This is a genomic window from Methylobacterium sp. WL64 (assembly GCF_008039945.1).
Lineage (GTDB): Bacteria > Pseudomonadota > Alphaproteobacteria > Rhizobiales > Beijerinckiaceae > Methylobacterium.
The window spans coordinates 1-23,969 of the sequence record NZ_VRVA01000070.1 but is presented as its reverse complement, the minus strand read 5'-3'; the positions used below and the strand labels follow the sequence as shown (position 1 = coordinate 23,969).

Sequence of the window (23,969 nt, the reverse complement as noted above, 5' to 3'; positions counted from 1 at the left end):
CGTGCTCGCCTGACGGTATGATCGAACAGGCAAAGCCTCGGATGACGGTCCGCATCGACGCTGCGACCACGTCCGAACCGGATACCCTGGTTTGAGGGCCGGCGATCGACCTTGATGCCGTCGAGGTGTCCCACCCCGTCATCGTGGTCGAGGGGCTCTCACCGGGGATCAAGTCGGTGGATACCGAGGCAAAGCGCGTCGGCTATTTTTAAATCGCCAGCGTCGCGCACGACCTGATCATCGATCCGGTCAAGCGTCTGATCGCTCACCACAGACGCGCCTTGGAACGCCCGATCGAAGCCCGCATCGGAAGCCGAGGGCCCCTCGCTCCGACCCCGCCCGGCCTGAGCCTGTCGGTGGCCGAGCTGTTCGCCGATCTCCCGCCCCCGCAGCGCCCGCGGCTTGATCCGATCCGAGGCGGATGTCACAGCGGCGCAAACGCGAATCAGGACACCCGGATGACCACACCCCTCGATCTCCTCGTGCTCGGCAACGCCATCGTCGACGTGATCGCCCGCACGGACGACGCCTTCCTGGACGCCCAGGGGGTGACCAAGGGCGCGATGCAGCTGATCGACGAGGAGCGGGCGGAGACGTTGTTCGCTGCGATGGGCCCGGCCACGATCGTCTCGGGCGGCTCGGGGGCGAACACCGCGGTGGGCGCGGCCCTGCTCGGCGCCAAGACCGGCTTCGTCGGCAAGGTCCGGAACGATGAGCTCGGCGGCCTGTTCGGCCACGACCTCAAGGCCACGGGCGTCGGCTTCACGGTGCCGCCCGCGACCGAGGGGCCGGCCACGGCCCGCTGCTTCGTGCTGGTGACGCCCGACGGCGAGCGCACGATGAGCACCTATCTCGGCGCCTGCCAGGGGCTGAAGCCCGAGGACGTGGACCGGGCGCTCGTCGCCTCGGCCCGGGTGGTCTATCTCGAAGGCTATCTGTGGGACCCGCCCGCCGCCAAGGATGCGTTCCGCAAGGCAGTCGAGATCGCCCACCAGGCCGGCAACGCGGTGGCGCTGACGCTGTCGGACGCGTTCTGCGTCGGCCGCTACCGGGATGAATTCCTGGGCCTCGTGCGCGACGGCAGCATCGACATCCTGTTCGCCAATATCGGCGAGCTTCAGAGCCTCTACCAGACCGACGATCCCGAGGCCGCCGTGGCCGCCCTGCGCGACGAGCGCAACGCCCGCAGCAGGCACCTGCTCGGCCTGGTCACCCGCTCGTCGGACGGCGCCCTGGTGGTGCAGGGCGGGGAGGTCCGGTCCGTCGAGGCGAGCCCGGTCCGCGAGGTGCTGGACACGACCGGGGCCGGTGACCTGTTCGCGGCCGGGTTCCTGGCCGGGCACGCCCGCGGCCTCGACAACGTCGCCAGCGCCCGCCTCGGCACTTTGGCGGCCGCCGAGGTGATCCAGCACATCGGTGCGCGCCCCCAGGCCGATCTGGTCGGCCTCGCCAAGGCGCGCGGCCTGCTCTGATCCGGCGCTTCAGGCGGCCCGCACCGTCGCGAGGAAGCGCGTCACCTCGCTCCGCAGATGCTCGAACCGGAGCGACAGCTCGGACGCCGAGCTGAGCACTTGGTCGGCCGCTGTCCCCGTCTGATTGGCGGCGTCCGCGACGCCGGAGATGCTGCTCGTCACCTCGCCGGCGCTCGACGCCGCCTCGGTGACGTTGCGGGCGATCTCCCGGGTCGCGGCCCCCTGCTCCTCGACGGCGGCCGCGATCAGGGTCGCGACGGCGCTGATCTCCTGGATCCGCCCGCCGATGCGGCCGATGGCCGAGACCGCGTGGTCGGTCGAGGCCTGGATCCGCCCGATATGGCCGCCGATCTCGTCCGTGGCCCGGGCGGTCTGGCTCGCCAGCTCCTTCACCTCGGCAGCGACCACGGCGAAGCCGCGCCCGGCCTCGCCGGCGCGAGCCGCCTCGATGGTCGCGTTGAGCGCCAGCAGGTTGGTCTGTCCGGCGATGCTGGTAATCATCGTGACCACGTCGCCGATCCGGGCGGCGGCACCGCTCAGCTCTTGCACCAGATGAGCCGTTGATGCGGCGTCCTCGACGGCGGCTTGGGTCAAAGCCGCGGCGCTGGAGACCTGACGGCCGATCTCCTGGACGGAGCTTTCGAGTTCCTCCGCCGCCGAGGCCGCGGTGTTGACGCTGGCAGCAGCCAGTTCGGCCGCGCTCGCCACCCGCAGGGATTGGCTGGCGGTGCCGGAGGCCGTGCTGGTCATGGTGGCGGCGGTGGCCTGCAGCGCCGCGGACGCCCCCGAAACCGTCCCGATGATGCCGCCGACGGACCCCTCGAAGGCGTCGGCGATGTGGCGCATGCCCGTCTTGCGCTGCTCCTCGGCGTCCGCCCGGGCGCGCGCGGTTTCCGCCTCCAGCGCCTGAGCATGGATCAGGCCGTCCTTGAACACCTGCACGGACGCGGCCATGGCGCCGATCTCGTCGCGCCGCGCGGCGTGGGGCACGGCGACGGTCAGATCCTGCGCCGCCAGCCGCGCCATGATCCCGGTCATGGCCCGGATCGGACGGGCGACGCCGTGCAGGATCAACCAGAGAGCTCCGGCCGTGGCGACCAGGCCCGCGATCAGCAGGGCGGCCGTGACGGTCCAGGCGGTCGCGTAGGCGTCCTCGGCCCGCCGCGTCGCGGCCTGCGTGCCGGTGGCGTTGACCTTGGCGAGGTCCGCCAGCGCCCCGAAGGCGTTCACCAGGGGCGTGCGGGCCGGCGCGATGGCGTCGCGGCCTGCATTGCGGTCACCGCGCCGGAGAGCCGCCACAATCGGTTCCCGGGCGGCGAGATAGGCCTGCCAACGCGCCTCGAACGCATTCCACAGGGCGGTCTCGTCGGCGGATCCGATATGAAAGCGGTACTGCCTGAACTTCTCCGGGATGGCCGCGTCCATCTCGGAGAATTCGGTGTCGAGGTCGCGGTTTTCGGCGCTTTCCTCGGCGATCACCCTGCGGATCGTGGTGGTGTGATACCGGAGTGCCAGGAACTGAAGCTCGTCCAGCTCGCGATTCTTCACGTTCCAGACGTCCCGCATCTCCCTGGCCGAGTCGTGAACCGCCTTGATGCTCACGATGTTCGATAGGGAATTGGCGATCAGAAGGATGAATCCGACGAACGACGCCAAGAACAACCGAACAGTGATGCTGCGCCCCAAGTTCATCTCGCTGCCTCTCCAAGCCAATGGCTCGAACCTTAGCGCAGGAGCGTGACAACAAGGTTTTAGCGTTCGCTGCGTCGTCCAACCCACGAGCCGCCATGAGCGGGGATACGGGACGAAAATCTTGGCGGCGCTCGCCTTATAGCCTGGGTCGTCTTGCCGATCCCAATTTCAAGGCGAGGATCCAACGGATCAGGGTTGCAGCAGCACCTTTCCCATCGCAGCCCGGCGGGTCAGCAGCCCGAAGGCCTCCGGAAACTCGGCCAGCGGGTAGGTACCGTGAACCTGCGCGGTAAGCTTGCCCTCGGCGACCCAGGCCAGCAGCCGGCGCTGGTCGGCCCGGTGCGCCTCCGGCTCGCGGTCGAGGAAGGCGCCCCAGTGCACGCCCTGCACGTCGAGTTCCTTCAGGAGCATCAGGTTGAGCGGCAGCCGCGGGATGCCGCCGGCGGCAAAGCCGATGACGAGGTAGCGCCCACGCCAGGCCAGGGCGCGCAGGGCCGGCTCGGCGTAGTCGCCGCCGACCGCGTCGTAGACCACGTCGACCCCGCCGCCGCTGATCCGGCGCAACGCGTCCTTCAGGGTCGCGGGATCGTAGACCAGCGTCGCCTCGGCGCCGTGGGCGCGGGCGACCGCGAGTTTTTCCTCCGAGGAGGCGCAGGCGATCACCCGGGCGCCCATCAGCCGGCCGAGTTCCACCGCGGCGAGGCCGACGCCCCCGGAGGCGCCGAGCACGGCGAGCCACTCGCCCGGCTGGATGCGCGCCCGGTTGGCCAGCGCGTGCAGCGAGGTGCCGTACGTGATGGTGAGCCCGGCCGCCTGCGCGTCCGGCACGGCCTCCGGCACCGGCGTGAGCTTGCCGGCATCGACGGCGATCAGCTCCGCGCAGCAGCCGTATCCAGCATGGACGATGACCCGGTCGCCGACGGAAACGCCTATGGCGCCCTCTCCCAGCGCCTCGACCACCCCGACGCCCTCGCCCCCCGGCGAGAACGGCAGCGGCGGCTTCACCTGGTAGCGGCCGGCGACGATCAACGTGTCGAAGAAGTTGAGGGCGGCGAGCCGGATCCGCACCAGGGCCTGCCCGGGGCCCGGCACCGGATCGGGGCGATCCACGATCTCCAGCTGCTCCGGCCCGTCGAGCCTCGTGCACAGCAGCGCCCGCATCCTGTCCTCCCGGTTGGTGTCTTTCGCTCTGTGAAGGCCCGGACCGGCGGCGGGGTCAAGCCGTCCCGATCATCTCGCGGATGCGGGCGCCCAGAACCTCGACTCCGAACGGCTTGGTGATCACCTGCATGCCGGGGGCGAGCGGGCCGTTGCCCAGCACGGCGTGCTCCGCGTAGCCGGTGATGAACAGCACCTTGAGGCCCGGACGCGTGACTCGGCCGGCCTCGGCCATCTGCCGCCCGTTCAGGCCGCCCGGCAGCCCGACATCGCTGACCAGAAGGTCGATGCGCACGTCGGATTGCAGCACCTTGAGGCCGGCGACGCTGTCGGCCGCTTCGATCGCCGTGTAGCCGAGATCCTCCAGCACCTCGGTCACCAGCATGCGTACGGTCGGCTCGTCGTCGACCACCAGCACGGTCTCCCCCGGCGCCGCCCGGGCCGGCGCGCCGAATGCGGCGTGCGGGTCCTCCTCGGCCACGGCGCCCCGGTGGCGGGGCAGGTAGAGGCAGACATCGGTGCCGCGGCCGAGTTCGGAGGCGATCCGCACCTGGCCGCCCGATTGCTGGGCGAAGCCGTAGATCATCGACAGGCCGAGGCCGGTGCCCTGCCCGATCGGCTTGGTGGTGAAGAACGGCTCGAACACCTTGCCGACGATCTCGGGCGCCATGCCGATGCCGGTATCGGCGACGCGCAGCAGCAGGTACTGGCCCGGCGGCAGGTCGTGGCACCGGGCGGCGCGGGCGTCGAGCCGGGTGTTGGCGGTCTCGATGGTGATGCGGCCGCCCTCGGGCATCGCGTCCCGGGCGTTGATGCACAGGTTGAGCAGGGCGTTCTCGAGCTGCGGCGGGTCCACCAGGGCCGGCCACAGGTCCGGGTCGGCCGTCACCGCCACGGTCACGGCGGGGCCGACCGTGCGGCGGATCATTTCCTCCAGGCCGGCCACCAGACGGTTCACGTCGGTGGGCTTCGGGTCGAGGGTCTGCCGGCGCGAGAAGGCGAGGAGGCGGTGCGTCAGGGCGGCGGCGCGCTTGGACGCGCCCTGGGCGGCGCTGATGTAGCGGTCCACATCCATGAGGCGCCCTTGGGCCAGCCGGGTCTGGATCAGCTCCAGCGAGCCGGAGATGCCGGCGAGCAGGTTGTTGAAGTCGTGGGCCAGACCGCCGGTGAGCTGGCCGACCGCCTCCATCTTCTGCGATTGCCGCAGGGCCTCCTCGGCGGCAGCCAGCGCGTCGGCCCGCTCGCGCTCAGCGGTGAAGTCGCGCCCGACCGCGTTGATCACCCCGTCGCCAGGCCGGGCCGCCCAGGTGATCCAGCGGTAGCTGCCGTCCCGGTGGCGGTAGCGGTTGTCGAAGCGGGCCTGGCTGCGCCCCGCGGCCAGTTGCTCCCCGCCCGCGGCGGTGCGGCCCAGGTCGTCCGGGTGGACGAAGCCGATCAGGTTGGTGCCGACGAGTTCGTCGGCCCGCCAGCCCAGCACCTCCGTCCAGGCCGGGTTCACCGCGGTGATCGTCCCGTCGAACAGGCACCGCAGCATCATGTCGGAGGAGAGGGTCCACAGGGCGTTGCGGTCGGCGGTGCGCTCCTCGACCTGCAGGGCCAGGGAGGCATTGAGGTCGCGCAGCTCTGCGAGCGCCGTCTCCAGCCGGCCCCGGCTCTCCGTGAGGGCGAGGTCGGCCAACACCCGGCCGGTGGTCTCGTTGGTGAGGATGAACAGGCCCGCGACCGCGCCGTCCGCGTCGAGCACCCGCGAATACGAGAAGGTCCACCAGGTGTCCTGCGCGCCTCGGTCGGTGTCGAGCCGCCACGGCAGGTCGATGAACCGCTCGGGCCGGCCCTCCATGGCCGCATCGATGATCGGCTTGGCCTGCGCCCAGCCATCGGCCCAGACCTCCTCGAACCGCGCGCCCATCGCCCAGGGCAGCCGCGGCCCGAGCAAGGGGACATACGTGTCGTTGAAGAAGAAATGCAGATCTGGCCCCCAGGCCAGGATCATCGATTCCGGCGAGTTGAGCACCAGCGACAGGGCCGCCCGGAGCTCCGCCGGCCACGTCGTGGGCGGGCCGAGGGGGTGGCCGGACCAGTCCCGCGCACGAATCATCCGCGCGGCCTCGCCGCCGCCGGAGAGGAAGGCCAGGGGGTCGGTCACGGGATGATGGTCATCTGCATCATGGGTGTTGCCGCGTATGACCGTCTTCGACCGTGCTTCCAAGGCGTCTGGACTTGCATTGAAGATCGCCCGTCATGACCCACGTGCAGCGCTTCCGTCTGACCGAAGATAATGCTGCGGCCCACGCAGCCGCGGACCAGTTGTTCGCGGTGGTCCGGCGCGCACTCGAGATCGTCCTGCCTCTCGAGACGGAGATCCTGCACGTCGGCGCCACTGCCATACCGGGCTGCTTGACCAAAGGAGATCTCGATATCGTGGTGCGTGTCGAGCGGCAGGCCTTCGCCATCGCTGAACATTGCCTCGCGGCACGCTTCACACGCAACGGCGGGTCGGTCCGCACCGATGACTTCGCGGCGTTCCAGGATGACGGCCGGACGCCGCACCTTGGGATCCAACTCACACTCAAAGGCGGCCCCTTCGATGTATTCCACCGTTTCGCTGCGGCCCCGCGCGCCGATCCCGAACTGGTAGCCCGCTACAATACTCTGAAGCGCGCCCACCACGATCACCCGATGACGGTCTATCGCGCCGCCAAAGACGCGTTCATTGGCGACGTCCTGCAATCCTGCCCGCCGTCTTCGTCGCGCGACGACGGTTAGAGCGCTCCCCGCCGAATTGGATACCGGTTCGGTGAAAGCGAGGGCGCCGAATCGAGGACCGAGAGCCGGCCCCGGGGACGGCGCAGGCCAGACGACCTCAATGCGCCTCCTGCCAGTTCCCCGCCGCGTTGGCCTCCACCACCAGCGGCACCCGCAGCGTCAGGGCCGGCGCCGGCGCCTCCTCCATCACGCCGCGGATGATCGGGATCGCGCGCTCGACCTCGTCCTCGGCCGCCTCGAAGACCAGCTCGTCGTGGACCTGCAGCAGCATGCTGACCTTGAGCTTCTGCGCGGCGAGGGCCGTCTCCATCCGGGTCATGGCGCGCCGGATGATGTCGGCGGCCGAGCCCTGGATCGGGGCGTTGATCGCCTGGCGCTCGACGCTGGCGCGCTCGGACGGGTTGTTGGAGCGAATCTGCGGGTAGTGGCAGACCCGGCCGAACAGCGTCGTGACGTAGCCCTTGTCCCGGCAGATCTTCTTCGTGCTGTCGATGTAGTCTCGGATACCCGGGAACTGCTCAAAATACTGTTTGATGAACGCCGACGCCTCCTCCCGGCCGATGCCGAGGCGATCCGCCAGCCCGAAGGCCGAGATGCCGTAGATGATGCCGAAGTTGATGGTCTTGGCCCGGCGCCGCAGGTCGGGGGTCATGTCCTTGAGCGACACGCCGAACATCGCCGAGGCGGTCGCCGCGTGGATGTCGATGCCGTCCGCGAACGCTTTGCGTAGCTCCGGGATGTCGGCCATGTGGGCCAGGAGCCGCAGCTCGATCTGCGAGTAATCCGCCGAGATCAGCCGGTTGCCAGGCGCCGCCACGAAGGCCCGGCGGATGCGCCGGCCCTCCTCGGTGCGGATCGGGATGTTCTGCAGGTTCGGCTCGGACGAGGACAGGCGGCCCGTGGTGGTGGCGGCCAGCGAGAACGAGGTATGGACCCGCGCCGTCTCCCGGTCGGCATGGGTCTGGAGCGAATCCGTGTAGGTGGATTTCAGCTTCGACAGCTGGCGCCACTCCAGGATCTTTTTCGGAAGCTCGTGCCCGGCCTGGGCCAGTTCTTCGAGCAGGGTCGCGGGTGTCGCCCACTGGCCGGAGGGCGTCTTCTTCGCCCCCGGCAGGCCCATCTTGCCAAACAGGATGTCGCCGATCTGCTTGGGCGAGCCGACGGAAAACTTTTCGCCGGCATCCTCCTGGATCTCCTCCTCCAGGCGGACCAGGATCTGCGAGAAGTCGCCGGACAGCCGGCTCAGCATCTCGCGGTCGACCCGGATGCCGCGCTGCTCCATGCGGGCGATCACCGGCAGGAGCGGCCGTTCCAGGGTCTCGTAGACCGCCACCCGCCGCTCGGCGACGAGGCGCGGCTTCATCATCCGCCACAGGCGGAGCGTGACGTCGGCATCCTCGGCCGCGTAGGCGGTGGCCTTGTCGATCGCCACCCGGTCGAAGCTGACCTTGTTCCGCCCCGTGCCGGCCACGTCGGAGAACGTGATCGGCTGGTGGCCGAGATGGCGGCGGGCCAACTCGTCCATGCCGTGCCCGCCCTTGCCGGCGTCGAGCACGTAGGAGATCAGCATCGTATCGTCGAACGGCGCGATCTCGATGCCGTAGCGGGCCAGCACGACCCAATCGTATTTGAGGTTCTGACCGACCTTCAGCACCCCGGGATTCTCGAGGAGCGGCTTCAGCCGGGCGATGGCCGCGTCGAGGGGGATCTGGCCGGGCACCGGCTCGGCCACGTCGGAGGCCGCCGCGCCCTCGCCGAACAGGTCGGTGGAATCGGCCTGCACCTTCGCGGCCTGGATATGGGCCAGTGGGATGTAGCAGGCCCGCCCGGTGGCGGTGGCCAGGGAGACGCCGACGAGCCCGGCCTTGTGCGCGTCGAGCGCGTCGGTCTCAGTATCGACCGCGACCACCCCGGCCTCCTCGGCCTCGGCGATCCAGGCATCGAGCTGCTCCAGGGACGCGACGGTCTCGTAGGCGGCGGTGTCGAACGGCGCTACGGCCTCCGCGGCGCGGGCGGCAACGACGTTGCCCGGCGTCGCCTCGATCGGCGCCCGGGGCTTGGCCGGCGCGTCCGGCAGGTCGAGATCCGCGAACGGGTCCACCTCGCCGCCCCCGGGTGGGGCGGCGCCCGGCGGCCGCTCGGCACCGGCCGCCGCGGTTTCGGGATCGGGCGGCACGGAATCGCCGAAGAACGGCACCGCGTCGCCGCCGCCGCTGGCGTTGCCGTAGCCGTGGGGCCTCGCCCCGGGCAGCAGCGCCGGATCGGGCTTTACCGCCTCGGGGTCGACATGCAGCATCTGGGCGATGCGGCGGGTCAGGGTGTTGAACTCCATCGCCTTGAGGAAGCCGACCAGCTTCTCGGGATCGGGCTTGGGCACCGTGAGGTCGTCCAGCGGCACCGGGACGGCGACGTCCTCCATCAGCGCCACCAGCTTGCGCGACAGCTTGGCCTGCTCGACGTTGGCCAGCAGGGTCTCGCGGCGCTTGGGCTGCTTGATCTCGCCGGCCCGCTCCAGCAGCGCCTCGAGGCTGCCGAACTCCTTGATCAGCGCCGCCGCGGTCTTCAGGCCGATGCCGGGCACGCCGGGGACGTTGTCGGAGGTGTCGCCGATCAGCGCCAGCGCGTCGCCGATCTGGTTGGGCTGCAGCCCCTCCCACTTGGCGATGATCGCCTCGACGTCGAGGTTGCGCTCGGGCCGATAGCCGGCCTTGCCCTTCGAGCCCGATTCGAAGTCGTAGAACCGGACCAGCGGCCCGACGAGCTGCATCAAGTCCTTGTCGGACGAGACGATGATGACGCCCGCGCCCCGGGCCTCCGCCTGCCGCGTATAGGTGGCGATCAGGTCGTCCGCCTCGTAGCGCACCAGCTCCACCGCGTGCAGGCCGAAGGCCCGCACCGCGTCACGCATCAGCGGCATCTGGCGCTTGAGGTCGTCCGGCGCGTCCGGGCGATGGCCCTTGTAGTCCGGGAACATCTCCTTGCGGAACGAGCCCTCGGACTTGTCGAAGATGATGCCGAGATGGGTCGGCATGATGCCGGCGGCGCCCTCCTGCAGGAACTGGGCGATCTTCGTGCAGAACAGCCGCACGGCGCCGGTGGGCAGCCCGTCCGAGGGACGCGAATTGTACTTCTGGTCCTGGTTGATCGACTGGAAATAGGCCCGGAAGATGAACGACGAGCCGTCGACCAGGATCACCTGATCGCCCGGGCCGACTTTCTTGGGACTTGCGGCGGCGGTCTCGACGGTCATGGGCGCTCGACTGTCATGGGCGAAGGCGTCTGGGGCGAAGGCGTCTCGGGGCGATCAGGGCGCGTGCGACCCAGCTCGGCACGGCAGGCCGCCATCGGAAAGGGTCATTCGTCGTGGACGGTGAGCCAGACGATGTCCAGAGTCAGGCTGTCGTAGCCGTGGTGATCGACGCTGCCAGCTCCCGCGATCAGTCGCCACGGCACCTCGGGATACCGGGCCCTCGCGGCAGCGCTCAGGCGTCGGCTCCCTCCAGTCACCCCGTCCAAACGCGAGTGCCGGGGATCAGCCGCGATGGCCGATCACGCCGCGAGTTCGCGGCCGATCTCCTCCACCCGGCGCAGGTCGTCCACGAACGCCGCGTAGGCGTCCGCTTTGGCCTCGTCGGGCAGGCGCAGCAGGTAAGACGGGTGGACCGTGATGAAGCCCTGAAAGCGGTTGTCGAAGCGGTCGAACCGGAACGGGCCGCGCGCCCGGGTGATCGGCACCGCCTTCCCGGTGAGCGCCAGCACCGCGGTGGCGCCGAGCGCGACCACGAGCTTCGGGGCCACGAAGTCGAGTTCCCGGTCGAGCCACCAGCGGTAGTGGCTGACCTCGCCGGCCGTGGGCTTCTGGTGGATCCGGCGCTTGCCGCGCTCCTCGAACTTGAAGTGCTTGACCGCGTTCGTGAGGTAGCTCGCCCCCCGGTCGATCCCGGCCTCCGCCATGGCCCGCGAGAGCAGTTGCCCGGCGGGACCGACGAAGGGGCGGCCCTGCCGGTCTTCCTGGTCGCCCGGCTGCTCGCCCACGAAGGCGATCGCCGCGCCGACCGGCCCCTCGCCGAGAACCGCCTGCGTGGCGCCCGGGACCAGCGGCTCGGTGCGCTTGATGATCGCGTTCAGTTCGTCGAGCGTCTTCGGGTCCTGGTCGGCCATGGCGGCGACGGCGCGGGCGGGTTCGCGGCGTGTGGGCAAGGTCGGCTCCCTCTCGATCATGGCTTCGGTCCGGCCCGCCGCCGCCCGGACGAGGGCGGGGATCGCGGCGGTCTCGGGCATGTTGCGCCAATACTTCTTGGGCATTTCCGCCCGCATGGCCTTCAGGTTGGTGCGCGCCGGGTTGAACGTGCTCTCGTAATAAGTCTGCCAGCCGGCCTCGAAGCCGTCGCCCTCGGGGAGCGCGGCCCGGTCCCCGGGCGGCCCGTAGGTCAGGGTGTCGGTATCCCAATGCGCCGACCCGTCCGGCGTTAGGATCGACCAGCGCATGCCGCGGAAACGCGCGACGAAGAACGGCGCGGCCGCCTCCAGGATGTGGTGATCGGGCTCGAACCACGCCACGAAATGCTCCCCGCCCGAATCCTCGGCGCGGCGGAAGCGCAGGAACGCGTGCATCTTGTGCAGGTCGCGCCCGATCGCCTTCGCCATCCGGTGGAGGCGGTGGACCAGGGGGTCGCTACCGACCTCCATCAGGTGTCGCTCGCCCTGGCAGACCCGCCAGATCAGGGCGTAGAGCAGCCCGTAGCGCTCCGGATCGCGGTGCGGGATCACCTGGGGGATCAGGCCGGCGACGGCTTTCGGCAGGGCGAGCGGACCGGCCGGAGCCTGGGTCGTCTCGGCGCCGAACAGGCCGGGGGAATCCGTCACCGACCACGTCACCGCCTCAGGCGGGAATCCTTGCGCGACGAGCCTGCGGGCGGCATCGCGGAAACCTGTGAGATCGGCGCCCGGGCGCAGGAGGATGCTCTGCGGTGAATGCGCATCCCCTCCTCCCGCAGGAGGAGAAGAGTCGGACGCACCTCCGGCCTTCATCAGAACAAGCTCAGCTGCCGGGCCGGTTCGACCAGCCGTTCGCGCAGGTCGGCTCGGTCGGTGAGCCCGACCGGGCGGTGGTCGGCCGCGATCAGGAACGGCCGGGCGCGCTTCAGCCCCGATGTCAGGCGGGCGACGTCGTCGAGGCGCAGGGTCGCGTGGCGGCGCGCCGTCACGATCTTGTCCACGGCCTTCGCGCCGAGACCGGGAACGCGCAGCAGCCACTCCCGGTCGGCCTTGTTCACGTCCACGGGGAATTTCTCGCGGTGCTTGAGTGCCCAGGCCAGCTTGGGGTCGATGTCGAGGGCGAGCATGCCGCCCTCTGAGGCGTCGGCGACCTCGTCGGGGGTGAACTCGTAGTACCGCAGCAGCCAGTCGGCCTGGTACAGCCGGTGCTCGCGCTGGAGGGGCGGCGGCTTCGGCGGCAGGATCGCCGACCCGTCCGGGATCGGGCTGAACGCCGAGTAGTAGACCCGCTTCAGCCCGACGCTGCCGTAGAGATGCGCGCTCTTGCGGATCAGGGCCTCGTCGGTGGTGGCGTCCGCCCCGACGATCACTTGGGTCGAGTGCCCGGCCGGGGAGAAGCGCCGCTTCTCGGCCTTGGCCTCGACGATGCGCTCGCCGATCTGCGCCATCGCGTTCTGGATCGCGGCGCCGTCCTTCTCGGGAGCCAACCGCTGCAGGCTCGCTTCGGTCGGCAATTCCACGTTGATGGAGAGCCGGTCGGCGTAGAGGCCCGCCTCCTCGATCAGCCAGGGGCTCGCCTCAGGGATCGACTTGAGGTGGATGTAGCCGGCAAAGCCATGGTCGCGCCGGAGCGACTTCGCCACCCGGGTCAGCAGCTCCATCGTGTGGTCGGGCGACTTGATGATGCCCGAGGACAGGAACAGGCCCTCGATGTAGTTGCGCCGATAGAAGTTCAGGGTGAGGTTCACGACCTCCTCCACGGTGAACTTCGCCCGCCGGACGTTCGAGGAGCGCCGGTTGATGCAATACGCGCAGTCGAACAGGCACCAGTTGGTCAGCAGGATCTTCAGCAGCGAAACGCAACGCCCGTCCGGCGTGTAGGCGTGGCAGATGCCGGCCCCGGTGGTGGAGCCGAGCCCGTCCTTGCCGGCCGCGCGCTTGGGCGCCGCCGAAGAGGCGCACGACGCATCGTACTTCGCAGCATCTGCCAGGATGCGCAGTTTCTTGGCCAGCGTTTCGTCCATCGAACAGACAATGAACCACATGCCCCAAGAGGCAAGGCCGACCCGTCGCCGGCCCCCGTCCGCGATGCCGCACCCGACGGATGACCGAGGTGCGGCCCCTCAATCAGGCTCGTCCGGGTCGGCATCCACCACCCGGCGGGCAAGATCGTAGGAAAAACCCGCCCGGGCCAGGGCGCCGAGGTCGCGGTCGCGGTAGAGCGCCCTGGTGTCGGGCCGACGATGCACTCCGAGGCGCCGCCGCTTGGCGTAGGCGTGCGCCGCCCGAATCTCGATATCGGCGGCTTCCGCATAGGGGATCGCCTCGCGCTCGGCCTGCATCGCTGCCTCGACCACGTCGCGGGGCACCCCCTTGGCGGCGAGCTTCGCCGCCGCGCCCCGGCTGGACGTGCCGCGCCGGCGCAGGGTGGCGAGCCGGGCGTCGGCGAAGCGGACGTCGTCGACAAGGCCGGCGGAGACCGCCCGCGCCACGGTGGCGTCGACCATCTCGGCGAAGGGGGCCGGATCCTCGCCGCGCAGCCGCGCACGCTTGTCGACCCGCCGCGCCAGGGTCCGGCGCAGCATCTCGGTCGAGGCGCTGTAGCGTTCGAGGTAGTAGAGCGCGACCCGCTGCAGCCAGGCGGCGCTGACCGGTCCGGGCGGCCGGCGCTCCGCGTTGCGGTCTTTTCCCGCAGGGCGTCCGCGTGGCCCGGTCTCTGCAACGTTTGGTGGTTTCACCGGTTCTTCACGATCTCGACAGGTTTGCGTTCCATGACTTGGGGATGGAACGCGCGCAACGCGACAGGCTCGGCCATGGTCCGCAGCAAAGTCCTTCGCCCGATCTCACCCACGGCCCGTGGCGGCGACGCCTGCGCGCCGCGGCGACGATCCTGATGCGCCGCGAGTGGCTCCTGGTTCTGGTAGCCTTCGGGCTGGCCGCGGTCGCGGCCGGCATCGTCTATCTATCCCGGCCGACCACGCTGACGGTGGCGGTCGGCCCCCAGGACGGAGCCGAGGCCGCGCTGATCGAGGCCTACGCGAACGCCCTCGACCGGAGCCGCGAGGACGTGCGCCTCAAGGTCGTCCGCTTCTCGGACGTGCGCGACAGCGCCCTGGCGCTCCAGCGCAACCGGGCCGACCTCGCGGTGGTGCGGCCGGACGTGTTCCTGCCCGAGAACGGCCTGACGCTGGCGATCCTGCACGACGAAGCCCTGGTGATCGCCGCGCCGGAGGCCTCCGAGATCGAGGACGTGCCGGCGCTGGCGCGCAAGCGTCTCGGGATCGTCGTGCGCCACAGCGCCGACCTGCCGTTCCTCACCAACCTTCTCTCCTTCTACGACCTTCTGCCCGACAGCCCCGGTGCGGATGCGCCGGAGGCCGAGCCGGCGGCCGAGATCGCATCCGGCCACGTGCAGGTGGTGCCGCTGAAGCTCGGCGAGGTCGCGACGGCGCTGTCCGAGAAGCGCGTCGACGCGGTGGCGGTGATCGCCAGCCCCGCCTCGAAGATCGCGGGCGCGGTGGTGCGAGCCATTGAGCAGGGTTCCCCCGATCGGAAGATCGGGTTCGTGTCGATCCCGGACGGGGACGCGATCCTGCAGCGCTTCCCCGAATTGCAATCGCTGTCGATCCCGGCCGGAACCTTCGGCGGCCGTCCGAAGCGCCCGGACGAGGAGGTCCGCACCGTCGGCGCCTCCTACCGCCTGATGGCGCGGGGCTCGGTCAGCCGGGTCGCGATCGCCTCGGCGACGCAGCACCTGTTCGAGTGGCGCTCGCGGCTCGCCGCCGCGGCCCCGGCCGCCAAGCTGATGAAGGCGCCGGATTTCGACACCACGGTCGCGGCAACGTCGGCGCGCCTGCCGAACCATCCCGGCGCCGTCGACTATTTCGAGCGCGAGCAGCAGACCTTCCTGGATCGCTACGAGGATTACATCTACCTGCTGGCCTTCTTCGGCGGCACGATCGGCTCCGGCATCGCCTGGATCGGGCAGCGGCTGGCCCGCAAGCGCCGGGAGCGGATCGACATCGTGCTCGACCGCCTGCTCGACATCATGCGCGAGGTTCGGGCCGCCACCAGCGCGGCCGAACTCGACACGATCGCGATCGAGACGGACGGGCTCGTGGCCGACGTCGTCTGCTACGCCCGGGAGCGCAGCATCGACGCCCGGACCGTGAGCGCGCTGATCCTGGCGGTGGACGGCGTCCACGCGGCGATCTCGGACGCGCGGCGGCGGGCCGACGATTCGGCGCCGGGAGCGACGGCCAAGCGGCGCACCGCGCGGCTGCTGGCCCTCAACCTGCCGGCCGCGGAATAACGGTGGCCGTCCGCGCCGGCGCCCGCGTCGACGCGGAATGGTATGCGGGTCGGGAGGGACCACTGTGTCCCGTGCATCACCGCCCGGCTGGCGGCGTAGGCATATCATGCTAACGGGGGGCATGTTCGATCCCGCCGCCGCCCTCGAAACGGTCCTTGCCAACCTCGACCGCGAAGCCCGCGAGCCGACCAAGCTGCGCGCCGCACTCGTGCCCGAGCTGCGCCGGGTCATCGAGGACGGCCACCGCGCCGCGGAGGCGCAGCTTCTGCAGGACCGCAACGGCCTTGGCTGCGCACAGGCCTTGTCGAACCTGACCGACGCCGTGGTGCAGACGATCCACGACGCGGTGGTGCGGCAGCTCTACCCCAACGACAACCCCTCGACCGGCGAGCAGCTCGCCGTGGTCGCCACCGGCGGCTACGGCCGGGGCACGATGGCGCCGGGCTCCGACATCGATCTGCTGTTCCTGCTGCCGTACAAGCAGACCGCGTGGTCGGAGAGCGTCGTCGAGGCGATGCTCTACGTCCTGTGGGACCTGAAGCTGAAGGTCGGCCACGCCACCCGCTCGGTGGAGGAATGCCTCCGCGAGGCGAAGGCCGACATGACGATCCGCACCGCGCTCCTCGAGGCGCGCTACCTGTTCGGCACCCGGATCCTGTTCGAGGAGCTGGTGACGCGCTTCGACGCCGAGCTGGTGATCGGCTCGGCCGCCGAGTTCGTTGACGCCAAGCTGCGCGAGCGCGACGCCCGGGTCTCGAAGGCGGGCACCTCGCGTTACCTGGTCGAGCCCAACGTCAAGGACGGCAAGGGCGGCCTGCGCGACCTGAACACGCTCTTCTGGATCGCCAAGTACACCTACCGGGTGCGCGACCAGATCGAGCTCGTCGGCGCCGGCCTGTTCACCCAGGAGGAATACGCGCTGTTCGAGCGCTGCGACGAGTTCCTGTGGCGGGTCCGCTGCCACATGCACTTCGTCACCAAGCGGGCGGAGGAGCGGCTGTCCTTCGGGCTGCAGCCGCGGATCGCCGAGCGCTTCGGCTACGAGGCGCGGGGCGGCCTGTCCGGGGTCGAGCGCTTCATGAAGGCGTATTTCCGCGTCGCCAAGGACGTGGGCGACCTCACCGCCATCGTCTGCGCCGAGCTGGAGGCGCGCCACGCCAAGCGCACGCCGGTGCTCGACCGCTGGATCGGCCGGTTCCGCGACCGCTTCCGCGCCACCGCGATCGAGGCCGAGGATTTCTGGATCGACCACGGCCGGGTGAACCTGCGCGCCGAGGACGCGTTCGAGCGCGACCCGGTCAACCTGATCCGCCTGTTCTGGCTGGCCGACCGCCACAACCTCGCGATCCACCCGGACGCCAAGCGCCTGGCGAACCGGTCGCGCCGGCTCATCACCCCGACCCTGCGGGCGGATCCGGAAGCCAACCGGCTGTTCATCGACATCCTGACCTCGCGCAACGCCCCTGAGGAGGCCTTGCGCGAGATGAACGAGGCCGGCGTGCTGGGTCGCTTCATCCCGGATTTCGGCCGCATCGTCGCGATGATGCAGTTCAACATGTACCACCACTTCACGGTGGACGAGCACCTGCTGCGCACCGTCGGCATCCTGGCTGCCATCGAGTCGGGCCGCGCCGAGGAGGCCTACCCACTGGTCTCGCGCCTGATCCACACGATCCACAACCGCACGGCGCTCTACGCCGCGATCCTGCTGCACGACATCGCCAAGGGCCGACCCGAGGACCACTCGATCGCCGGGGCGGCCATCGCCGCGCGGCTCTGCCCGCGCTTCGGGCTGACCGAGGCCGAGACCGAGACCGTGGCCTGGCTGGTCGAGCATCACCTGCTGATGTCGATGACCGCGCAGAGCCGCGACCTGTCGGACGGCAAGACGATCGAGCGATTCGCCTCGGTGGTGCAGAGCCTGGAGCGGCTGAAGCTCCTGACCATCCTGACGGTGGCCGACATCAGCGCGGTCGGCCCCGGGGTCTGGACCGCCTGGAAGGGCACCCTGGTCCGCACCCTCTACGACGAGACCGAGGTGTTCCTCTCGGGCGGCCATTCCGAGATCGCCCGCACCGACCGGGTGCGCCTCGTCCAGATGAGCCTGCGCGAACAGCTGCCCGGCTGGGCCTCGGATGAGTTCGACGCCTACGCGGCGCGCCACGGCCAAGCCTACTGGCTGAAGGTCGACAGCCCGCGCCAGATCAAGAACGCGGTCTTCCTCCGCGACGTGCTGAGCGAGGGCCGCACCAGCGCCACCGACGTGGCCCTCGATCCGGTGCGGGGCGTGACCGAGGTCACGATCTACTCGCCGGACCACCCGCGCCTGCTCGCGATCGTCACGGGGGCCTGCGCGGCGGCCGGCAGCAACATCGTCGATGCGCAGATCTTCACCACCACCGACGGCTTCGCCCTCGACACGATCTTCATCTCCCGGGCCTTCGAGCGCGACGAGGACGAGCTGCGCCGGAGCAGGCGCATCACGGCCGCGATCGAGCGCTCCCTGAAGGGCGAGATCCGCATCGCCGACCTCGTGGCCGACAAGCACCCGCCGACCAGCGCCCAGGCCAAGACCTTCCTGGTGCCGCCGGATGTCGGGATCGACAACGCCCTGTCGAGCCGCGAGACCGTGGTGGAGGTGACCGGCCTCGACCGGCCGGGCCTGCTCTACGAGCTGACCACGGCGTTCGGCCGGCTGTCGCTCAACATCACCTCGGCGCACGTGGCCACCTTCGGCGAGCGCGCGGTGGACGTCTTCTACGTCACCGACCTCACCGGCACGCGGGTGACGCAGCCCGACCGGCAAGCGGCGATCCGCAAGGCGATGCTCGAGGTGTTCGCGGGCGACGTCGCCGTCCTCCGGGCCGAGGGCCTGGAAGCCCTGGTCGCCGCGCCGCCGCCGCGCGAGGCGTGAGCGTGCGGGTTGATTTCGGCCGCCCCGGGCCAGATATCAGCGCCGAATTCGATTCTCCTCCCCCCTCCTTGCCGACGACTGAACCGCGATGACGAGCAACGACATGTCCCAGGACGACCAGCGCCAGACCACGGTCGAGGCCGGTGCCAGCGCGGCCCAGGAGACCACGTCGCCGGGCACGGGCGCCGCCGCGGCGTCCGTCGATCCGGTGGCCGAGGCCCTGGCTCTCCTCACCGCCGAGCGCGACGAGCTGAAGGACCGGATGCTGCGCACGCTGGCCGAGATGGAGAACCTGCGCCGCCGGACCGAGCGGGAGATCGCGGATGCGCGCGCCTACGCGGTCACGAACTTCGCCCGGGACGTTCTGAATGTCGCCGACAACATCCACCGGGCCCTCGACAGCATCCCGGGGGACGCGAAGGCCGCCGCGGACGGCGCCTTCAAGGGGCTGATCGACGGCATCGAGCTGACCGAGCGCGACTTGGCCAAGACCCTGGAGCGGCACGGGGTGAAGCCTGTCGAGCCGGAGGGCCAGAAGTTCGACCCGAACCGGCACCAGGCCATGTTCGAGGTGCCGAACCCCGATGTCCCGGCCGGCACCGTCGTACAGGTCGTGCAGACCGGCTACGTGATCGGCGAGCGGGTGCTCCGCCCGGCGCTGGTCGGCGTCGCCAAGGGCGGCCCCAAGTCGGCCGCGAACCCCGCCGACGCCGCCTGATCAGCGGATCTGCCCCGACGCGTCCGCGCAAGGCAGCGCGGTCGCGAAGTCCGCGATGAACCGCGCCGTCTGCCGCGTCTCGACCGGCGACCACGGATCGCGGGCGACCAGACCCGCCTCGACTTCGAGACGTCGATTGCAAGCGCAGGCCGGCAGCAGCCCTAAAGCTGGGTCCGGCCAGCAGGCATCGTGATGCGCGCAAGCGAGATCGAGCGCGTCGATCGGCGCGTAGCCGGGGCCGCGGTTCCCCGGACCACAGAAATTGCCGTGGATCAGGAGCGCGCCCCGGCTTGAGGGCCCGGGCGGCACGATCTCCTGTGCAGCCGCGGCACCGACGGTGAGACCGAGGGTCAGCAGGGCCGTCGCAATGGGGGTCAGGCTGGGAGCGTTCACGGCCGATCCTGCATCGGTGATGCCTCCTGACGCCACGCGGCGGGACCGGCGCGGCATTCGGCATCCGTGTGACCCGACTGGCGCGGACGATCCCGGCCGGCCGATGGATTCGCGGAGCCGAACACCGTGCATTGCGGCCGAGCGGAACGATATCGTCAAGATCGCTCGCCGCGAATGTTGACTAAAATCGGTACTTCACACCGGAACGCGTCGACGCGGATCCCAAATCCTGTTTGCCGGCACCGCAATACGTCGGATCTCTGACGTTGTAGTATCCAGCCGGCTGACCCGGTGGCTGAACCGGAGATGCCCAGCCCCTCCATCCTGGCGAAGCGTTCTTCCGCAGCTGCCTGGGCCAGACCGCGTATTCGAGGCCCCTGCCCGTCGCACCAGCCGAGCGCGCGCCGCGCCCGGGCGGCGGTCGCGCGAGGCTTCAGAGGGCGAGCAGCAGCAGCCCGATGACGGTCACGGAGAGGATGAGGCAGAGGGCGAGATCGAGGATCGGCGCACCGCCGCAGTTCGGCACCTGGCGATCACGGTCGGTCATGACCCGGGACACGGCGATCACGACCGGGAACCCACGCGTGGGCGGCTCAGCGCGGCGTCCGTTTGCAGGTGCGGGTGCCCATAGGCGTGGAGAGCCGCCGCGTTCCGTAGGATGACGGGTGCGGCGGCCTGCGACCCCGTCGTCTCGCCGGCCAGGTGAGCCGTGTCGGCGACGGCGGTCCCCAGGGCGGGCAGTGCGAGCGCTGTGAGGAGGCAGGCGATCCGCCGCAGCCGCGGCACGGGATCGGATTGGCGGGGCCGAGAGGGCGCCTTCGTGGGCAGCGTGAGCGGCGGCAGCGCCTCGGCGGTCAGTCTGCGCATCTTGGCACTCATCGTCCTAGCCCCGTCAAGAACGTGGGAAATTTGACCACGCACTCCAGTTATGTGTGTAAAATTCCCACGTCAACGAAAAATCGGCGGTCCGGGGTGTGGTTGCACACGTCGTGGGATTGTCTCCCACGACACATCGTCTAACCCTACGAGCATGTCCGAGACCCCCGCCACGAAACCGGAGGGCGCCAGCCTGCATGCGCCGCTGGCCCGGCTGCTGCGCCCGCTGGTGCGCCTGCTCGTAGCGCGCGGGATCACATTCCCGGCGCTTACCGACCTGTTGCGCGAACTCTACGTGAATGTCGCCGAGTACGACTTCGCTCTGCCCGGCAAGGAGCAGACCGACAGCCGGGTCTCGTTGTTGACCGGCATCCACCGAAAGGAAGTGCGGCGCCTGCGCGGGGCCGGGGCGCCGGTGAGCGCCGTGCCGGCCGTGGTCTCGCGGACGAGCCGGATCATCGCACGCTGGATCGCCGACCCGGCCTTCACCGATCCGCAGGGCCAGCCGCTGCCGCTGCCACGGACAGCAGATGCGGGCGCGCCGTCCTTCGAGGTCCTGGTCTCCGGCATCACCCGCGACCTGCGCCCCCGCGCGGTGCTCGACGAGTGGCTCGACCGCGGGCTCGCCTCCCTGGACCCGCAGGACCGGATCGTTCTGGCCGAGGCGGCCTACGTGCCGCGCGGGGACGGTTCGGCCGAGCCGCAGCTCTACTATTTCGGCCGCAACCTGCACGACCATATCGCGGCCAGTGTCGCCAACATCGTCGGCGACAAACCGCGCTTCCTCGAGCGGGCCGTGCATTACGACGGGCTGTCCGAGGCGCTTGCGGTCAAGCTCGAGGCGCGGGCCCGCGAGATCGCCATGGAGGCCCTGCAGCAGGCCAACCGCGAGGCGCATGCCGCCTGCCAGACCGATTCCGGCGGCGATCACCGGTGGAACTTCGGCCTCTACGTCTACGCCGAGGCCGCCCCGCCGGCCCGGTCCACGGACGGGCGCTGAGAGGCCGGCCGGTGCAATCCTCGCCAAACCGCCGATTCGTCCTGCACCTGCTCGCGGGCACCGCCAGCCTGCTGCCGGGCGCCGCCCTGCCCCAGGAAAACCCGCGCGACCAGGGCATCGGCGGCACCGGCATGAAGATGACCGACGAGCCGAAGGACGGTGCCCTCGGCGAGGGCGACCGCGGCATCGGCGGCACCGGGGTGATCGGCACGATCCGCCGCTTCGGCTCGATCGTCGTCAACGACCTGCGCATCGCCTACCCGCCCGAGGTCGCGGTGGAGATCGACGGGGAGCCGGCCAAGGCGGCCGACCTGAAGATCGGCCAGGTCGTGCACGTGGTCGCCCGGCCGGAGCGTGGCGGCCTGGGCACAAGCCGCATCGACGTGGTCAGCGAGGTGGTCGGGCCGGTGGAATCGCTCGCGCCCGGGCGGATGATCGTGCTCGGCCAGCGGGTCTCCACCGGTGACCTGGCGGGGGACTGGAAGCCCGGCACCCGCGTCGCCGTGAGCGGCCTGCGCCGGCCGGACGGCGTGATCATGGCGAGCCTGATCGAGCCGCGCAGCTTCGGGCCCGACCGCGTCGCCGGGCCGGTGCGCCGCAACGCGGGCGGCGGCCTTTCCATCGGCGGCCTGCGCCTGAAGGGAGCCGACGTCCTCCCCCCGGGCCAGCGCGCCTTGGTGACCGGCGCCACCGAGGCCGGCGCCTTCGCCGTGACCAACGCCGCCCAGGTCGGGCTGCCGTTCCCGCCCGGCCTGAGGACGGTGTCGGTCGAAGCCTATATCGGTCGCGCCGGCGGTGGTCTGGACCTCGGTTCGGGCCTCGCCGTGTCGGGACGCGCAGGCCTGCGCGTCCCGCGCCAGGGCAGCGTGCGCGGCGTCCTCACCGCCGACATCGCCCCGGATGGCAGGCTCACGATGGAGCGACTGCGGATCGACGACCGGATCGCGCCCGATCGCCTGCAATCGCCGGACGCGCCACGCTTCGAGCGGGAGCGCGACCGCCTCGACCTGCAGAAGCTGCCCGACCTGCCCGAATTGCCCCGCAATGTCCCCGAGCGCTTCGGCACCGAGCCGGGCCCCCGGCAGAGCCCGTTCGGGGGGCTCGGCGATTCCCACGGCCCGGCGATCGACACCCGGCCCGGGGCCGGCCGCATCCCCGGCGCGGACGGGCCCGGCGGGTTCGGTGGGCCGCGCGGCGGCTTCGGCGCGGTCCCGGGAGGTCCCGGCGGGGGATTCGGTGGCCCGGGCGGAGGACCGGGCGGTTTCGGCGGCCCACCCAGCGGCAGCCGGCGCTGAGGCTTGCCGCCCATGCAATCCCACCTCCGCGGCGTCAGTTTCTCTCTAGCTCTCCGCCTCGCGCGCAAGCAGGTCGCGCTTGCGGTCCACGCCCCAGCGGTAGCCTGACAGGGATCCGTCGGAGCGGACCACCCGGTGGCACGGGATCGCCACCGCGAGGTGGTTCGCCCCGCAGGCCTGGGCAACGGCCCGCATGGATGTGGGCGCCCCGATGGCGCGGGCGATGTCCGCGTAGGTCGCGGTCGATCCGACCGGGATCGCCCGCAAGGCCGCCCAGACGCGCTGCTGGAAGGCGGTGCCGCGGATGTCGAGGGGCAGGTCGAGGCCGGTGGCCGGCGCCTCCACGAGCCCGATGACCCGCGCCATCCAGGCCTCGAACGCAGAATCGCCACCCTCGATCTCGGCCCCCGGAAACCGGTCCTGCAGGTCGCGGACGAGAAGTTCGGGTTCGTCGCCGAGCAGGATCGCGCAGAGGCCGGCCTCCGTGGCGGCGACCAGGATCGCTCCCAGGGTGCAGGCGCCGACGCCGAAGCGCATACGGATGCCGAGCCCGCCCTTGCGGTAGGCGGCAGGCGCCATGCCGAGCCGCTGTGCGGCGCCGGCGTAGAACCGGCTCGCTGTCGCATAGCCGGCATCATAGAGCGCCTCGGTGACGGTTGACGCTCTTGGCAGCGCGGCGGCCAGGGCCCCGGCCCGTCGGGCCTCCGCGTAGGCTTTGGGGGTCACCCCGGTGGCGGCTTTGAACACCCGGTGGAAATGGTACGCGCTCAGGCCGGCAGCGCGGGCGAGCTCGGACAGCGGCGGCACCGTCTCGGCGGACTCGATCAGCCGGCAGGCCCGGGCCACGGCCTCCGCCCGGCGCACGGACGGACCGGGCTCGTCCGGCCGGCAGCGGCGGCACGGCCGGAAGCCGGCTTCTTCCGCCTCCGCGCAGGTGCGGTGGAAGGTGACGTTTTCGGGCCGGGCCGCCCGCGACGGGCAGCTCGGGCGGCAATACACCCCCGTCGTGCGGACCGCGTACACGAAGGTGCCGTCCGCCCGCCCGTCGCGGGTGGCGAGCGCCGCCCGGCGCGCGGCCTCCTCGGGATCGGCTATCGGGGGAACGCTCATGGCGGGACTATGCGGCGGCGCAGGCGCATTGGGGAGGGGCAGGCG

At 70.7% G+C, this 23,969-nt stretch carries 18 protein-coding genes; 7 read left to right on the top strand and 11 right to left on the bottom strand.

Annotated elements, in window-relative coordinates; genetic code table 11:
* Positions 1-458 precede the first annotated feature (458 nt).
* Entirely contained in the window at positions 459-1,472 is a 1,014-nt protein-coding gene (locus FV242_RS22775) for an adenosine kinase (RefSeq protein ID WP_147940512.1), read from the top strand.
* 9 nt (positions 1,473-1,481) lie between these two features.
* Here the strand turns inward: FV242_RS22775 and FV242_RS22770 are convergent, their stop codons facing one another.
* From FV242_RS22770 to FV242_RS22760, 3 genes are all read right to left on the bottom strand, one after another.
* Positions 1,482-3,164 carry a methyl-accepting chemotaxis protein gene (locus FV242_RS22770; RefSeq protein WP_147940511.1) on the bottom strand — a complete coding sequence of 561 codons (1,683 nt, stop codon included), beginning with the start codon at positions 3,162-3,164 and terminating at the stop codon, positions 1,482-1,484.
* Positions 3,165-3,353: 189 nt separating this feature from the next.
* Positions 3,354-4,325, bottom strand: coding sequence for an NADPH:quinone oxidoreductase family protein (locus tag FV242_RS22765; RefSeq protein WP_147940510.1), 972 nt, complete (start codon positions 4,323-4,325; stop codon positions 3,354-3,356).
* A gap of 55 nt (positions 4,326-4,380) precedes the next feature.
* On the bottom strand, positions 4,381-6,468 hold the full coding sequence (locus FV242_RS22760) for a PAS domain-containing sensor histidine kinase (RefSeq protein WP_147940509.1): 2,088 nt from the start codon (positions 6,466-6,468) through the stop codon (positions 4,381-4,383).
* A gap of 95 nt (positions 6,469-6,563) precedes the next feature.
* On the opposite strand from FV242_RS22760, the gene FV242_RS22755 reads away from it, so the two are divergent.
* The gene (locus FV242_RS22755; RefSeq protein WP_147940508.1) at positions 6,564-7,088 is read left to right on the top strand and encodes a GrpB family protein; all 525 of its coding nucleotides are present in this window, start codon (positions 6,564-6,566) and stop codon (positions 7,086-7,088) included.
* A 97-nt stretch (positions 7,089-7,185) separates the two neighbouring features.
* Here the strand turns inward: FV242_RS22755 and polA are convergent, their stop codons facing one another.
* The 4 genes from polA to FV242_RS22730 all read right to left on the bottom strand — a co-directional run bounded on the left by polA (position 7,186) and on the right by FV242_RS22730 (position 14,044).
* Positions 7,186-10,338 carry a DNA polymerase I gene (gene polA, locus FV242_RS22750; RefSeq protein ID WP_147940507.1) on the bottom strand — a complete coding sequence of 1,051 codons (3,153 nt, stop codon included), beginning with the start codon at positions 10,336-10,338 and terminating at the stop codon, positions 7,186-7,188.
* Between the two features lie 299 nt (positions 10,339-10,637).
* Positions 10,638-12,119: a UdgX family uracil-DNA binding protein gene (locus FV242_RS22740; protein WP_187278517.1), complete on the bottom strand. Its 1,482-nt coding sequence runs from the start codon at positions 12,117-12,119 to the stop codon at positions 10,638-10,640.
* Positions 12,119-13,330 carry a putative DNA modification/repair radical SAM protein gene (locus tag FV242_RS22735; RefSeq protein ID WP_147909337.1) on the bottom strand — a complete coding sequence of 404 codons (1,212 nt, stop codon included), beginning with the start codon at positions 13,328-13,330 and terminating at the stop codon, positions 12,119-12,121. The genes FV242_RS22740 and FV242_RS22735 overlap by 1 nt, the downstream gene beginning before the upstream one ends.
* A 99-nt stretch (positions 13,331-13,429) precedes the next feature.
* Positions 13,430-14,044 (bottom strand): regulatory protein RecX, encoded by a 615-nt coding sequence (locus tag FV242_RS22730; RefSeq protein ID WP_147940506.1) that lies wholly within the window; start codon positions 14,042-14,044, stop codon positions 13,430-13,432.
* Between the two features lie 155 nt (positions 14,045-14,199).
* Between FV242_RS22730 and FV242_RS22725 the strand changes: the two genes are divergently transcribed.
* From FV242_RS22725 to grpE, 3 genes are all read left to right on the top strand, one after another.
* Complete coding sequence (locus FV242_RS22725; protein ID WP_147940516.1) at positions 14,200-15,618, top strand: TAXI family TRAP transporter solute-binding subunit; 1,419 nt, start codon at positions 14,200-14,202, stop codon at positions 15,616-15,618.
* Between the two features lie 121 nt (positions 15,619-15,739).
* Positions 15,740-18,532 (top strand): [protein-PII] uridylyltransferase, encoded by a 2,793-nt coding sequence (locus FV242_RS22720; protein WP_147940505.1) that lies wholly within the window; start codon positions 15,740-15,742, stop codon positions 18,530-18,532.
* A 103-nt stretch (positions 18,533-18,635) separates the two neighbouring features.
* On the top strand, positions 18,636-19,250 hold the full coding sequence (grpE, locus tag FV242_RS22715) for a nucleotide exchange factor GrpE (protein WP_147940504.1): 615 nt from the start codon (positions 18,636-18,638) through the stop codon (positions 19,248-19,250).
* Here grpE and FV242_RS22710 read toward each other — a convergent pair whose 3' ends face one another.
* From FV242_RS22710 to FV242_RS22705, 3 genes are all read right to left on the bottom strand, one after another.
* Positions 19,251-19,643: a hypothetical protein gene (locus tag FV242_RS22710; RefSeq protein ID WP_147909333.1), complete on the bottom strand. Its 393-nt coding sequence runs from the start codon at positions 19,641-19,643 to the stop codon at positions 19,251-19,253.
* Between the two features lie 433 nt (positions 19,644-20,076).
* Positions 20,077-20,211 carry a hypothetical protein gene (locus tag FV242_RS36140; RefSeq protein WP_281407092.1) on the bottom strand — a complete coding sequence of 45 codons (135 nt, stop codon included), beginning with the start codon at positions 20,209-20,211 and terminating at the stop codon, positions 20,077-20,079.
* Positions 20,208-20,510 (bottom strand): hypothetical protein, encoded by a 303-nt coding sequence (locus FV242_RS22705; protein WP_147940503.1) that lies wholly within the window; start codon positions 20,508-20,510, stop codon positions 20,208-20,210. The genes FV242_RS36140 and FV242_RS22705 overlap by 4 nt, the downstream gene beginning before the upstream one ends.
* Before the next feature lie 163 nt (positions 20,511-20,673).
* Between FV242_RS22705 and FV242_RS22700 the strand changes: the two genes are divergently transcribed.
* Both FV242_RS22700 and FV242_RS22695 read left to right on the top strand, forming a co-directional pair.
* The gene (locus FV242_RS22700; protein ID WP_147909331.1) at positions 20,674-21,519 is read left to right on the top strand and encodes a DUF6502 family protein; all 846 of its coding nucleotides are present in this window, start codon (positions 20,674-20,676) and stop codon (positions 21,517-21,519) included.
* Between the two features lie 11 nt (positions 21,520-21,530).
* Positions 21,531-22,814, top strand: coding sequence for a DUF5666 domain-containing protein (locus tag FV242_RS22695; RefSeq protein ID WP_147940502.1), 1,284 nt, complete (start codon positions 21,531-21,533; stop codon positions 22,812-22,814).
* A gap of 45 nt (positions 22,815-22,859) precedes the next feature.
* Here FV242_RS22695 and ada read toward each other — a convergent pair whose 3' ends face one another.
* Positions 22,860-23,924 carry a bifunctional DNA-binding transcriptional regulator/O6-methylguanine-DNA methyltransferase Ada gene (gene ada, locus FV242_RS22690; protein ID WP_147940501.1) on the bottom strand — a complete coding sequence of 355 codons (1,065 nt, stop codon included), beginning with the start codon at positions 23,922-23,924 and terminating at the stop codon, positions 22,860-22,862.
* Positions 23,925-23,969 lie beyond the last annotated feature (45 nt).